At 42.7% G+C, this 14,155-nt stretch carries 9 protein-coding genes; 6 read left to right on the top strand and 3 right to left on the bottom strand.

The window, feature by feature from the left end:
• The first annotated feature begins 154 nt into the window (after nucleotides 1-154).
• Entirely contained in the window at nucleotides 155-1,612 is a 1,458-nt protein-coding gene (locus tag DWZ38_RS01190) for a sialate O-acetylesterase (protein WP_117849495.1), read from the top strand.
• A gap of 66 nt (nucleotides 1,613-1,678) precedes the next feature.
• Complete coding sequence (locus DWZ38_RS01185; RefSeq protein WP_117849494.1) at nucleotides 1,679-3,106, top strand: alpha-L-fucosidase; 1,428 nt, start codon at nucleotides 1,679-1,681, stop codon at nucleotides 3,104-3,106.
• 69 nt (nucleotides 3,107-3,175) lie between these two features.
• On the opposite strand, the gene DWZ38_RS01180 is transcribed toward DWZ38_RS01185, so the two are convergent.
• From DWZ38_RS01180 to DWZ38_RS01170, 3 genes are read right to left on the bottom strand one after another with little or no spacing between them, the layout of a single operon-like run.
• Nucleotides 3,176-4,828 (bottom strand): extracellular solute-binding protein, encoded by a 1,653-nt coding sequence (locus tag DWZ38_RS01180; RefSeq protein ID WP_117849493.1) that lies wholly within the window; start codon nucleotides 4,826-4,828, stop codon nucleotides 3,176-3,178.
• Nucleotides 4,821-5,600, bottom strand: a complete 780-nt coding sequence (locus DWZ38_RS01175) for a helix-turn-helix domain-containing protein (RefSeq protein ID WP_117849492.1) — start codon at nucleotides 5,598-5,600, stop codon at nucleotides 4,821-4,823. The genes DWZ38_RS01180 and DWZ38_RS01175 overlap by 8 nt, the downstream gene beginning before the upstream one ends.
• A 42-nt stretch (nucleotides 5,601-5,642) precedes the next feature.
• Entirely contained in the window at nucleotides 5,643-7,484 is a 1,842-nt protein-coding gene (locus tag DWZ38_RS01170) for a sensor histidine kinase (protein ID WP_117849491.1), read from the bottom strand.
• 221 nt (nucleotides 7,485-7,705) lie between these two features.
• Between DWZ38_RS01170 and DWZ38_RS01165 the strand changes: the two genes are divergently transcribed.
• The 4 genes from DWZ38_RS01165 (at nucleotide 7,706) to DWZ38_RS01150 (ending at nucleotide 14,139) form a co-directional block, all read left to right on the top strand.
• Nucleotides 7,706-8,662, top strand: coding sequence for an ABC transporter permease subunit (locus DWZ38_RS01165; RefSeq protein WP_117849490.1), 957 nt, complete (start codon nucleotides 7,706-7,708; stop codon nucleotides 8,660-8,662).
• Between the two features lie 12 nt (nucleotides 8,663-8,674).
• Nucleotides 8,675-9,580 carry a carbohydrate ABC transporter permease gene (locus DWZ38_RS01160; protein WP_117849489.1) on the top strand — a complete coding sequence of 302 codons (906 nt, stop codon included), beginning with the start codon at nucleotides 8,675-8,677 and terminating at the stop codon, nucleotides 9,578-9,580.
• Nucleotides 9,581-9,678: 98 nt separating this feature from the next.
• Entirely contained in the window at nucleotides 9,679-11,388 is a 1,710-nt protein-coding gene (locus DWZ38_RS01155) for a hypothetical protein (RefSeq protein ID WP_117849488.1), read from the top strand.
• Nucleotides 11,389-11,592: 204 nt separating this feature from the next.
• Nucleotides 11,593-14,139: an alpha-L-rhamnosidase gene (locus DWZ38_RS01150; protein WP_117849487.1), complete on the top strand. Its 2,547-nt coding sequence runs from the start codon at nucleotides 11,593-11,595 to the stop codon at nucleotides 14,137-14,139.
• Nucleotides 14,140-14,155 lie beyond the last annotated feature (16 nt).

The raw sequence follows: 14,155 nt of genomic DNA, 5'->3' as shown, positions 1-14,155 counted from the left end.
AGGCAGTTTCATATATCTGAAAAATTTACATAATGGTCTGAAAAATGAATATACCAATGAATTTGAAAAGACTTTATAATGAAAAATAAGACGAGCATGGAATTTGTGCTTTGGTCAGGTATTAAAGTAAGCAGTGTATGTGTTTAAATAGATTATGCAGCCAGAAAGAGAGGGTAATAAAATGCATGGAATTACGTTAACGAAGGCTCCGGCAGATTGGGAAATTTTGCAGCAGGAGAATGGTAAGGCAACTGTGGCTTTAAAGGGAAACTTTCAGGTTCATCCGGCAGCAATTGAAGTGGGGGTTGAAAGGGTTACTCCGGTTGTGAGGGTTATGAGTGAGGATGACAATATGACGGTAATTCCCTGGACAAATGCAGATCATTTCACATGTAATGAGAAGTTTCAGGGAGAATTTGAGGTGACGCTGGAGATTCCGGCCGGAGGACCTTACAGGATTGATACCAGCCTGGAAACAAAGAGCACTGTTCCGGATCTCACATGGCTCTATCGTGGAGACTGTGTGCTCCATCTGGGAGTAGGAAACCTGTTTATTATTGCAGGTCAATCTAATTCAGCGGGATACAGCAGGGATTTTTGCATTGATCCACCTAGCATGGATGTGCATTTGTATCGTAACAGAAGCAAGTGGGATATTGCAAGCCATCCTATGAATGAAAGTACTTTTGCCGGATCGCTAGCCAACGAAGAGATGGGTGTGCCGGGGGTATCTCCTTATCTTGCGTTTGGAAAGACTTATGGGAAAATGACAGGAATGCCTGTGGGATTGATTCAGACTTCTCTTGGCGGTTCTCCTATGGAAAGATGGAATCCAAAGGACGGAGATTTGTACTTAAATATGGTGGATAAGATTCATGAGACCGGGGGAAGATATGCAGGAGTGCTTTGGTATCAGGGCTGCTCAGATACCAATCCGGGACCGGCAGAAAAATATCTGGAGCATTTTAGAGAGTACGTGGAAGCAACCAGAAAAGAACTGGGATATGAGATCCCATTTTTTACCATGCAGCTGAACAGACAGATCAATGGAATCAATGACGAGTGCTGGGGAATGGTGCGTGATGCCCAGGCAAGAGCTGCGAAGGAGATTCCGGGAGTTTCTGTTTTGACAACTTCCAATTTAAGCCTTTGCGATGGAATTCATAATACAGCACAGGCTAATGTAGCGCTTGGAGAAAAGCTGGCGAAGCAATGTGCCCATGTGTTAAATGGAAAGGAAGAGTATCAGCCGCCTGAGCTTGTAAAGGTTGAGAGAGCAGACGAAGCGGAAAAAAAGAGCTTTCAGCTGGAGGGAAGCGGAATCTGGCTGAAGCTTACCTGCGATCATGTTAAGAATTGTTTCCTGGTTTACTCAGCAGAGGGAAAAGACAGCGGGTTTACTTTGACAGACAGTCAGGGTGAGGTGGAGATCCTTCACATTCGCGGAAACAGAGAGAACAAAAATCATCTTTATCTGGAATTAGCCCGAGAAGTGGAGGATGAAGCAGAGCTTTCCTTTGTATGGCAGGCAGATCCGATTAAACAGCCACCAGTGGACGAAGTGACCTTTTTGCCGCTTCTGTCTTTCTATAAGAAATCAATAAAATTATAATAAATTCAGCCTGCCCACGGCAGTGCAACGAAAATCGCCTGCGGGCAGAATGGAGTATTGGAAAACATGAGAGAAGTCAATTGGAACAATGTAAAAAGAGAAGCACCAAAGTGGTTTCGAGATGCAAAGTTTGGATTATTTTTTCACTGGGGACCATATAGCGTTCCGGCATATCAAAACGAGTGGTATTCCAGAAATATGTACTGCAAAGGCTTAGAGCAGAACCAGTACCATGAGAAAACCTATGGAAGTCTTCATGACTTTGGCTATAAGGACTTTTATGATATGCTCAAAGGAGAAAAATTTGATCCGGATCAGTGGGCTTCTCTTGTAAAGCGTTCCGGTGCAAAATATGCCGGTGCAGTTAGTGAGCATGCAGATAATTTTTCCATGTGGGACAGCGCAGTTAATCCAATTAATAGTATGAATTATGGTCCTCACCGTGATATTGTGGGAGAATGCACAGAGGCCTTTCGCAAGCAGGGAATTCGTACAGTGGCAACCTTTCACCATCAGTGGCTGTGGGGATGGTTTATGTCAACGGATAATGAGGCGGATGTGTATATTCCGGAAAACGAAAAATATTACGGTCCTGCACTGCCTCTTGAGACAAATCGCTATATTCCTTATCGCTATCCGGACGAAGCATTTTGCAAAAGCTGGCGGGATAAGGTGTTGGAGGTTATCGACAAGTATGAGCCGGATGAGGTGTATTTTGACAGCCGTACCTGCATTATCCAGGAAGATTACCGTTATGATGTAGCCGAATATTATTACAACACCAGAGGAATTAAGGACGGAATCATTACATACAAGCAGGAGGACTATCCTAAGGATATCGGTGTTTATGATATTGAGTGCGGAAGATTTTCTTCCCCAAAGGACTTCCCATGGCAGTCTGACGACCGTCTGGAGGATAATATTACCTGGTGTATGGTACAAAATCCGAAATATAAATCAGCAGAGAGGATTATCCATCAGCTTTGCGATATTGTATCCAAGAATGGAAACCTTCTATTAAATGTAGGCCCATATGCGGATGGTTCCTTCCATCCGGATGCAGTGCGTATTCTGGAAGAAATCGGAGACTGGCTGGCCTTAAACGGTGAAGCAATTTATGAGACAAGGCCATTTAAGGTGGCAGCAGAAGGTCCTACTACAGTAGATGATGCCAATTATGATGTGGGAAAAATTCAGGAGCAGCTTGATAAGGGCGATGCTGTTGATGTGCATAGTGATACTCTTACTGCTCAGGACTTCCGCTTTACCACACATGGCGATGCTCTTTATGCTATTGCATTTGGCTGGCCCGAGGATGGAGAGTTCCGTATCCGTACACTTCGTAAGGGTGGTGCTCTTGACGGTGAGATTAAGAAGGTAACTATGCTGGGAAATGAAGGTGAGCTTGCTTTTTACAGAAAAGAAGACGGGCTTTATGTAAAAGCACCGGAAAAGAAGCCTTGTGATTGTGCTTATGTTTTGAAAATTAATTGATTTTTTCCATACGAAATCCCCACTGAAATGATTGCTGTATAAGCAAAGCTTCAGGTGGGGATTTTTAAATTAATTTTGTGATTCTGCGAAATTTTCATTTTGCCTTTGAATATATTCGTCCAGTCCGTCAGAGCGCATTTGCGTTAACACATTTTCCCACATGTCTACGGCATCGTCATTTCCGATAATACAGCTTATGAATTGTTTAAATGCATTGGAGGTGCTAAATTCCTCTGTTGGTTCTTTTGGATAGCTCATAAATGCATAAGGGCGGCTGACCTGCGTAGTGTGCTCCTTGCAGTAATTAGCGGATTCAGAAGCAAGAATAGTTGCAAATTTTCCATAACGGAGCGTATTCATATCATTGACTTCAAAATCTTTCCAGCTTCCGCCCCAGGTTGCAATATTGGAAAACAAAATAGAAGATGGATATTTTCTGGCAAGAGCTGTGGTAAGGCTTTCTCCTTTTGTATCCAGAAGGCAGGAATAATTTCCATCTTTATCTTTTTCATAATCAATTCCCTCTAATCCATAGTGACAGAAATCCTGTCCTTCATCAGAAAGAAGAAATTCAAATAGAGCAAGAATGCGCTCTGCCTTTGTATCGTCTACATCCGAGGAAATATAAGATTCTGACCAGAAGCTGCTGGAGGAATTACTGTATCGAATTCCGTCTTGTGCGGGAAAAACAGGGAGTACATCCACACAGTCCTCGAAGGACTTGTCATTTAAGGCATCCCATCTGTTTTTTAATTCCATAAGTGAAGGAGGGGAGGATTTATATTCCAGGGCACCGAGCCGTCCTGCTGCGAAGTCGTCCATAACAGCAGAGGGGGATTTGGTGTAAAAATCAGGATCCAGACCGCCCTCTTCGTACAGCAGGCGATAATTCTTTACTACTTGCTTGAATGCATCAGTGGACCAGGAAGGAACATAGAAACCGTTATTTTCCGTCCAGGAATAAACATTGCATTCAGGAGCGATGCCAAGAATCACCCATTTTCCAAGTGCATTTATGGAATTAACATTGTAACCAAGCGTATCATCAATGCCATTTCCGTCCGGATCATTTTTGGCAAAAGCAATTGTCATGTCTGCAAAATCCTGAAAGCTTTCCGGATCGGAGATTCCAAGGCTATCCATCCAGTCCCGGCGGACCAGCATGGCAGCATCTGTAGCACCAAGAACGGGATCCAGGAAGGAAACACGGGGAATAGCATAATATTTGCCGTCTGTATATTTTGTGTAGGATACAGAATCCAAAACCTCATTCAGATGCGGATAATTTGTCAGATCCTCCGGCAGAGCACGGATGGCACCGGTATTGATAAAATCGGAAAAGGTTGCGGAGTCATTATTGTCGTTGGAAGAAAGTGTTAATGTGGCAAAAACATCAGGAAGGCTTCCGGTAGCACTTAAAATCTGATAACGCTCTTTGTAATTTGACCAGGTTACTGCTATCGGTTCCAGCGTAATATTAAATAAATCTTCAATATATTGAGTCATAGCATCTGGTTCGGCTGCTTTTTCCATCTCTTCAATATTCCAGTAGCCAACACTGATATTTAAATGCTCATCAAAGGACAGATTCTGAATGGATTCAGGAAGCGCCTGACGGCTGGTTTTTGTAGTAGTTGAAGAGGAACCACAACCGGTGGTTGTGAAAATCAAAGCGGCTGCAATGGAAATCCCCAATAACTGTTTAGAAATAAGATTATACATGTTCTTCAGAATCCTTTCGATAAGCGGTAGGTGTGCATCCTTTTACTTTTTTGAACACCTTTGCAAAATAAAAATAGTCACTGTAGCCAACCTGAGTGGCAATGGCAAATACGGTTTGGTCACTGTGTGCAAGAAGCCATGCAGCATGCTCAATCCGAAGGCTAGTCAGATAGCTGACAAAGGTTCCTCCTGTTTCCTGACGAAAAATCTGACTGGCATAATTAGGATTGATGCTGCAGTATTCTGCAAGATTTTGTATGGAAATATCTTCCTGATAATGCTTCTCTGTATAATCAATCATCATCTGCACAGACTTGTGGGAAGAAACAAGATGCTGAGGATGAAAAATGTTTGGCTGCTCTTCCAAAGAAACTTCTTGATTTTCTGTTTTTTGCTCCTGCTCCTGAAGAAGCTGATAGGCCTTTTGCATGGAATCCATAAGCTCACTTCGGGAAAATGGCTTCAGACAGTATCCGATCGCATTGTGAAACATTGCTTTTTGAGCAAACGCAAATTCAGCATGTCCACTTATCATAATGAAAAGAGTTGATAAGCCTTCCGCATGAGCTGCCTGCAGAATTTCCAGTCCACCCATGCCAGGAAGCCTTACATCCACAAATGCAAGTGCAGGCTGGTGAATACGGATATATTCAAGACCGGACAGGCCGTCATAAAATTCAGTAGTGATTTCAAAATAGTCCTGATTTTTGATGGTAGCAATCAGACTTTTTACAACCCATTTTTCATCGTCAATTACAATTGCCTGATACATATAAATATTCTCCTTTAGATGCCCTGGTGAAGGGGTGAACGGTTATGATGTTTGTGAAAAATCATTTGTCTGATAAGGAACCCGCAGCTGAATATTAGTTCCCACACCTTCTTCAGAGTCAATGATAAGAGTGTAGTCAGCTCCATAATAAAGCACCATACGGCTATTGACATTTAGAATTCCGATGCTGTCGTGATTCTGCGCATCCATTTTTGCCAGATCAGCAGAAGCATCTCCGGTTTTGTCATGAACGGAAGCCGCAATGGAATGGCGCAGCTCCTGTAATTTTTCCGGAGGCATTCCCACACCGGTATCAAAAATCCAGATGGCCAGATAACCGTGCTGGGGATTTCGTCCGGCACCGATCAGAATAGAGCCAGGCTTCAGACTTTTTTCCAGTCCATGGACAATTGCATTTTCTACAAGTGGCTGGATGACCATTTTGGGTATCAGGCAGTCATAGGCATCATCAGAAAAATTATATTCAATTGTGAAGCGGTCTGCAAAGCGTTCCTTTTGGATCATCAGATAAGATTTTACGATTTCCAGTTCTTCCCGCAGAGGAACCATGTCATTTCCTTTAATGCTGTATCGAAAAATCTGGGAAAGAGCACCTGTAACCAGAATAATCTTATCAGTCATGCCCTCCGCAGCCATACCGCAGATCATGGTAAGCGTATTGTAAAGAAAGTGCGGATTGATCTGGCTTCGCAGAAATGCAATTTCTGTTTTGCGGTTGTTGGCTTCCAATTCATACATTCTGGTATAGGAATCAAAAATGGCATGATTCAGTTCTTCAGTTTTGATCAGCATTTCGTTAAATGCGTTAAAAATATCGTTGATTTCGGTAGATCCAATTAAGCCCTGATGAATCTGGGCACCTTTTCTGATTGCTTTTCTGTTTCCGGCAGAAATACTTTTCATAAAATCAATCAGCTGCTTCAGCGAATCCAAAAATGGCTTGTAAAGGAAGGTTACAAAGAGGAAAACCAGCAGAAGTATTGCGCCTGTAGCGAGAAACTGACGCAGGGAAATAGTCTGGATCTGGCTGGTTAGCTGACTTTTGTCTACAAGTACATAAAGGGAAAGTCCAAGCTTGCGAAAGGAATAGCATTTTGCGATATAGGTTACCGGGGAGCTGTTTGCTTTTACTTCGTAGGTGTCTGTTTCAGACTGAGGCGCGGGGGTGTTAAGAACGGTACGGTAAAGGCTTTTTGTTCCATAAATCAGTTCTTGCTGTGCATTTGCAAACAGGATTTCCGGTTCATAAAGCTTCTGGCTATTCATATTGGTCATAGAGTTGCTAAGCAGATGATTAATGTCAATGGCCAGAAAAAGGATGCCAAGGCGCTGGCTCTGTCCGGTACCTAAGGTACAGATTGGCATGGCAAGGATGTGGCAGTTGGTTCCGTTTATTAAGGTGGTGCCAACGGTGCAGTAGGGAAACGAGGTTTCCTCAAGCTTATCGGCAAAGGGCTTGTAGCTGAATGCAGATCCTCCAAGGGAGGCAAAGGTTCCGTCCTGTCCGTAAACTGCAATATCAGAAATATATGGATTCAGAAGGAAGGTATTTTCCAGCTGTGTTCGCAGTTCCTGATAAGCTTCATAGGAACTCTGCCTGTTCTTACTGCTGAGAAAATCCTGAACTACAGAGCTGTATGCCGCGCTATAGCATATATTTTCGTAGCTATCGTAGGCTTCCTGGGTATTTTTGGCAAGCTGCGAGGAGTAAGAGTCCAGACTGCTGCTAAGAAAGTCAGTCTGTACCCGAACGTAATCCTGAGTGTTGTATAGTGTAATGCCTGCCGTGCAGACAATAAATAATACTAAGATAATAGAAAACTGCCGTCCAAGGGGAAGCAGGATTGTTTTGTGCTTTTTCATATATAATGCCTGTCCTTTCTTAATCCTATTTTACAATAAATCCTTTACAGGGTGTCATGGAAAATTATTGGACAAACCTGAGAATATTCCATATTTAGCGGGAAAACTCTGAAAAAAATGTAAAATATACATGAAAAAATTATGAATCTTCCATTCAAACACTGCGATTTATACAATACAATAATTACATCAGAAAAACAAGACCGGAAGGAGAGAGAAATATGGCGAAAAGGTCAAATACCACGTCTATTCCATATGCGGCAAAGAAAAAAACATTCTGGCAGCTGCTATGGAAACAGAAAGCCCTTTGCATTATGGCACTGGCACCGCTGATCATGCTGATCATTTTCAAATATGTTCCAATGTACGGAATTCTGATCGCATTTAAGAATTATAAAGCATCAAAAGGTGTCTGGGGCAGCAACTGGCTGGAGCCTGTGCTGAAAAATTTTATTAAATTTTTTAAAAATGTAAACAGTGGACAGATTATATGGAACACACTGAAAATCGGAGTTCTGAATCTGCTATTTACGTTCCCGGCGGCAATTATTTTTGCCATTCTGCTGAATGAGTTAAGAGGAAAGGTATTCAAAAGTGCGGTACAGACAATTTCTTATATTCCTCATTTCCTTTCTGTAGTAGTTATCTGTTCCATGCTAAATGGATTTGGCTCTACTACCGGACTTTTCAACGATGTGAGAGACTTTTTGGGAATGGCGAGAGTGGACATGAATAATGGAAGCCAGTATTTCCTTCCTTTATATCTCGGTTCACAGGTATGGCAGACAGTAGGATGGAGTTCCATCATGTATTTGTCTGCACTATCCAATGTAGACGTAACCTTATATGATGTAGCAAATATTGACGGTGCAAACCGCTGGCAGAAGATCAAAAATATTATCTGGCCGACTATTAAGCCAACCACTACGATTCTTCTGATCATGAATCTTGGAAACGTGCTGAACAGTGATTATACCAAGATCCTTCTGATGCAGAACGACACAAACAGAAGTCAGCTGGAAGTAATCGGAACCTTTGTTTACCAGAAAGGTATCGTGGAAGGTAAATTCTCGTATGCAACAGCCGTAAACCTGTTTATTTCAGTCATTGGTTTTGCTCTTGTATTTGGAGCAAACATGATTACCAGGAAAATCAACCCGGAAAACAGTTTGTGGTAGGAGGAAAAATTCATGTCATTTGGAAAAGCAAAAAAACAGAATAACAAAATACATATTGGCAGCAGAGCATTTGACGTGTTCCTCATTGCATTCATGATCATTGTATCGATTATATTTCTGTATCCGTTCCTGAATGTAATTGCCACTTCACTGTCTAGCAACCGCATGATCACAACCGGTCAGGTTACTTTCTTTCCAAAGGAATTTCATTTGGACGGATACAAAGCTTTATTCAAGGATGAGAATATCCTGGGAGCTTACTGGAACACGATTGTAATCGCCGTGGGAACTATGATCGTCAGCCTGGTGCTGAATTCCCTTATGGCTTACGTTATGATGGCACCGGAATTCGTACTGAGAAAACCATTGTCCATTATCCTGCTGATCACTATGTTTTTCAGTGGTGGTACAGTTCCTACTTACCTGCTGATCCAGAATCTGGGTCTGTATGACAGCTGGTGGTCACTGATTTTGCCAAATGCGGTAAGTGCTTACAATATTTTCATTTATCGTTCGTTCTATCAGGGAATTTCCCCGGAAATAAGGGAAGCCGCCCGAATTGACGGAGCCAGTGAGTTCCAGATTCTTACAAAGATTTATGTGCCCCTTTCAAAAGCATTGTACGCAACCTTCGGTCTGTTTTCCGTTGTTGGCGTATGGAACAGCTACTATGAAGCACTTCTTTACATTAAGGATCCTGCAAAACAGCCGATTCAGATGCTTCTTAGAAAAATTGTATTTACATCTGGTACTGCAAACATGAGTGATGCACAGCAGATGATCAGTAACGGTAACCTAAACAGTCTGAATGTACAGTATGCCTGCGTAATCGCAACCATAGGACCAATCCTTCTGGTATATCCGTTCATCCAGAAATACTTTGCACAGGGCGTACAGGTAGGAGCTGTTAAGGGCTGATATTCAGATTATACGGAAGCTGGGGGACAGCTTTCCTTATAAATAAAAGACACACGTTTACTATTCAACAATGTCTAAAAAAGAAAATGGAGGAAATTATGAAGAGAGAAACCACCAAAAGACTTACCGCTATGGGAATGTCAGTAGCAATGGCTGCAGGACTTTTCACAACCATGGGAACAACTGCTGTATGGGCAGAGGATTCAGCACCAAAAGCAACAGCTGCAGATAATGGCATTGAGCTTCCGGAGCTTGAGGACGGAACCTTACATCTGGAAGTAAGCATCGCAGATTATCAGCAGTCTTCTGATGGAACACTGGTTCAGGAAAAATGGCAGGAGGCTATGGAGAATTACCTTGGCTGCAAGCTTGATATCACATGGACAAGAACACCTGCAACGGACTATCAGGCAAATGAGCTGGTTGTACTTCAGTCCGGTTCAGTTCCGGATATTGCTACTGTAACAAAGGGATCAGCTGTCAATGAGTACGGTGAGGACGGAACCTTATTAAATCTTGCTGATTATTCCGATTATATGGTTTACTATCCGGAATATATGAAAGAGACAAACGGTGGCGAGAATTTTGCAAAGAATGAGGACGGATCCATGTATTACTTTATGGATGGCTTCTACAACCCGGATGATATCCAGGGAGCACAGTCCTTCACAGCATTTGCATATCGTTTTGATCTTCTTAAGGAAAACGGCTGGCAGCCGGCTGCTACACTGGATGAGTTTACACAGCTTTGCTCTGACATGCAGGCAAAGATTGACGATGGATCACTTGATCTTGATTATGTTATTATCAACAACACAAAAGATTATTCCCTGTACCGTGGATTTGTTGGAATTTTCCATACATGGGACTGCCTGTACTACAATGGTGAGGAATGGGTATTTGGACCGATCGAGGATAACTTCCGTGAGTGCCTGAAATATCTGAACAGCTTATATGAGGCTGGATATATTGATCCTGAGTTTGCAACAGCAGACTTCAATCAGGGCCAGACAAAGGCTACCACAAATGTTGGCGGTATTTGCCCGACACTTTGGTCTGGATCTGTAGCGAGCTGGAATGCTGCTAAGACAGATGACAACATGGAATGGGGTCTTGCATATCTTCCAGAGAATACAGAGTATGGTACTGCCTGGAAATGGGGTTCCAGACAGGCAGCAAAATCTCTGAATGCAAATATGGGTATTTATATCAGCGCAGAAACCGAGCATCCGGAATATGCAGTAGCAATGATTGACTATCAGTATTCTGATGAGATGGTAAACCTTATGAACTGGGGTGTTGAAGGCGAAACCTATACAGAAGCTGATGGAACTAAGACTTTCGTAGATGATATTCTGAACGATGCAACACCTGCAACAAAATCCGCTGAGTATGGACTTACCTCTTCTAGCGTTTGCAGAACCGGTATTCCATTTAACCCGATTGATTTCAACGCAATGCTTGAGGTTGCTTCTAATCCGGAGCCATGGTGGAATGCTGAAAAAGGTTACTATGAAGGAAAATACTGGGTTGAGTCTGATGCCAACGGCGGAGAGGATTCTGTTTCCCCATACGACAGAGCACCGGTTACCTATCTGACTGCCGAAGAGTCTTCTGCAAAAGCAGAGCTTGGATATGGCGGAACCTGCGAGACACGAGTAAAAGAGCTTGCGCTTCAGTTTATCACAGGTGAGAACGACATTAATGATGACGATGCATGGGAAGATTACATTGATGACATCAAGAGCCAGACAGATGAAGACTTTGATGAAATCATTGAAACTCTGAATGAGAAAACTGTTAAATAAGATAAACAATAAGGCTTTAAAAATTCTGCTTTCATAAAGAGAAGCCCTCTCCAGCGGAAAGGCACAGGTTATGTGCTTTCGCTGGGGAGGGCTTTTTAATGTGGGGGATATGAAAAATCTACATAGGAGATATACGTTTTTTCCATTCAAAATATATCAGGTAAATTTTATAATAAATTATCCATAAAGAGGGAGGAATATGCAATGAAACTGTACGATCTGATGACAGATAATCGCCGGGAAAATATCCTGGTAGGAAGTAAAAAACCTGTATTTGGCTGGAGAGTTGAGACAGAAAAAAGGAATGTGCGCCAGGAAAGCTATCGGGTGCAGGTCTGGGATGAGCAGGGAAATTCTGTTTGGGACAGCGGAACTGTAGAATCTTCCCGGATGGCTGGAATTCAGTATGAAGGAAAGGAGCTTCAGTCAGGAAAAAGAATGACCTGGCATGTAAGCTGTATATTTTCCAGCGATGAGGGTGTGATAACTGCAGAGGAAGAGAGCTCCTTTGAGACCGCCTATTATAATCGCGAGGACTGGAAAGGGAAGTTCATTGGTGAGACAAAGGACCATGAATATCACCTGTACCGGAAGAAATTTGGCTGTAAAAAGGCGGTGAAGCTGGCCAAGCTTTATGTGTGTGGAATGGGGGCTTTTGAGTGTTGGATTAATGGAGAAAGAGTGTCTGATCATGTAATGGAACCTGGCTGGACAGACTTTCGAAAGACCTGCTTTTATACGGCATATGATGTGACAGAATATTTTGCAGAAGGGGAAAATATAGAGAATATAATTCTGGTAAAGCTGGGGGATTGTATGTTTAATGTTCCGGGAGGTCGCTATGTGTATTTCCAACGCTCCTACGGAAAAGCCAAGTTTTTGTGCCAGCTGGAACTGGTTTATGAGGACGACAGCCGGGAATATGTGGTGACGGATGAATCCTGGAAAAGAGCAAAAAGTCCGATTAAATTTTGCTGTATTTACGGTGGAGAAGATTTCGATGGAAGAAGATGGACAAAGGAATATTTGAACTCAGATACATCGGAAATTTGGGAAGCTGTCGTGTGTGTGGAACCACCTTCAGGGGAACTGAAACCGGCACCAATGGAACCATTAAAGATAAAAGAAATCTATCAACCTGTTAGTGTGAGAGAAGTAGAAACAGGGGTATGGCAGTACGATCTAGGAAAAAATTTTTCCGGATGGGCAAGGATTTTCCTGAAAACAGATGGCAGAAAAGCAGGACAGAAGGTGATTCTGAAAACTGCGGAAAAGTTAGATAAAAACGGACGGATTGATCAGTCTATAACAGGAAAAGACTACGCCTGGACATACATTTTAAATGGGGAAAAAGAACAGGAATTTGCACCGGATTTTACCTATACAGGGTTCCGTTATGTGGAAATGATGGGAGCCATACCAGAGAAAGAAGTTACCCTGCAGGGTGAATTTATTTACCCTGATATCGACCAGGCAGGTGATTTTTCTTGCTCTAATACATTGTTTAATCAAATACATGAGATTGTTTTACAGGCAATCAAAAGCAATACGAAAAGTTATTTCACAGACTGCCCGCATAGGGAAAAGCTGGGCTGGCTGGAGCAGACACATCTGATCGGACCTTCCATTATGTATAATCTGGATGTGCATAATTTGTATGCAAAAATTGAAGGAGATATGGCAGATTCCCAACGGGAAAATGGTCTGATACCGGATATTTGTCCGGAATATGTGACTGGATTTGATAAATGGCATAAGGGATTTCTGGATTCACCTGAGTGGGGAAGTGCCTGTGTGCTGGCTCCCTGGTATGCATACAAACGCTACGGAGATCTTGCATTACTGGAAAAATATTTCCCGGTAATGAAGAAATATGTGGAGTACCTTTCTTCCAAAACGCACCATGAAGTGCTTCATCACGGACTTGGAGACTGGCTGGATATCGGTCCTTGCACACCCCACTCTCAGAATACACCGGTTCCGGTTGTGGCAACCTGTATTTACTATTATGATCTTCAGGTAATGTCAGAAATTGCCGGACTCCTTGGGAAAAATGAAGATGCAGAGGAATATAGGAAGAAGATGAAATCTGTCTTTGAAGAATATAATCAGCAGTTTCTGGATGATCAAACCGGGCGTTATGCCAACGGGAGTCAGGCAGCCCAGGCCATGAGTCTGATTGTGGGATTAGTGCCGGAGAAATATCTGGAAAAAGTAGTCTCACAGCTGAAGGATGATGTGGTAAAAAGAGGATATGCTATTACAGCAGGAGATGTGGGACATCCGTTTTTGATTGCTGCGCTGATGAAATATGGTATGTCAGATGTGCTGAATGAGATGACAAATATTACAGATAGACCAGGATACGGCTATCAGGTAGTAAATGGAGCAACAACCCTTACTGAGGAATGGGATGGACCAGAACCTGGGAACATTCATGGCTCTCAGAATCACCTGATGCTTGGAAGCATTGAGGAATGGTTTTATGGATCTCTTGGAGGATTGGAGCTGGTTCGCGATGGGCTCCCATTTGAAGAAATTCGAATTCGTCCGCACCCGGAAAAAGGCGTGGACTGGGTAAATGCCTGGACTATGCATCCCTATGGAAAAATCAATGTAAAGTGGAAAAAGGAAAATGAGAAGACCAGAGTTTTCTGCGAGATTCCGCCGGGACTTACGGCGCATTTGGAATCACCAGATGGGAAGGAAATCATGACTGTGGGAAGCGGATATTATGAGTATGAGATATAAATAAGAAAACAATAAG

Origin of the sequence: Ruminococcus sp. AF31-8BH, assembly GCF_003460605.1 — a bacterium.
Taxonomy (GTDB): Bacteria; Bacillota; Clostridia; order Lachnospirales; family Lachnospiraceae; genus Blautia_A; species Blautia_A acetigignens.
This window is presented reverse-complemented; position numbering and strand designations above follow the sequence as displayed.

Bases quoted from the DNA above. Each gene is read 5' to 3' on its own strand.
- DWZ38_RS01190 (WP_117849495.1), top strand. From the start codon at position 155: ATGCAGCCAGAAAGAGAGGGTAATAAAATGCATGGAATTACGTTAACG.
- DWZ38_RS01185 (WP_117849494.1), top strand. From the start codon at position 1,679: ATGAGAGAAGTCAATTGGAACAATGTAAAAAGAGAAGCACCAAAGTGG.
- DWZ38_RS01180 (WP_117849493.1), bottom strand. From the start codon at position 4,828: ATGTATAATCTTATTTCTAAACAGTTATTGGGGATTTCCATTGCAGCC.
- DWZ38_RS01175 (WP_117849492.1), bottom strand. From the start codon at position 5,600: ATGTATCAGGCAATTGTAATTGACGATGAAAAATGGGTTGTAAAAAGT.
- DWZ38_RS01170 (WP_117849491.1), bottom strand. From the start codon at position 7,484: ATGAAAAAGCACAAAACAATCCTGCTTCCCCTTGGACGGCAGTTTTCT.
- DWZ38_RS01165 (WP_117849490.1), top strand. From the start codon at position 7,706: ATGGCGAAAAGGTCAAATACCACGTCTATTCCATATGCGGCAAAGAAA.
- DWZ38_RS01160 (WP_117849489.1), top strand. From the start codon at position 8,675: ATGTCATTTGGAAAAGCAAAAAAACAGAATAACAAAATACATATTGGC.
- DWZ38_RS01155 (WP_117849488.1), top strand. From the start codon at position 9,679: ATGAAGAGAGAAACCACCAAAAGACTTACCGCTATGGGAATGTCAGTA.
- DWZ38_RS01150 (WP_117849487.1), top strand. From the start codon at position 11,593: ATGAAACTGTACGATCTGATGACAGATAATCGCCGGGAAAATATCCTG.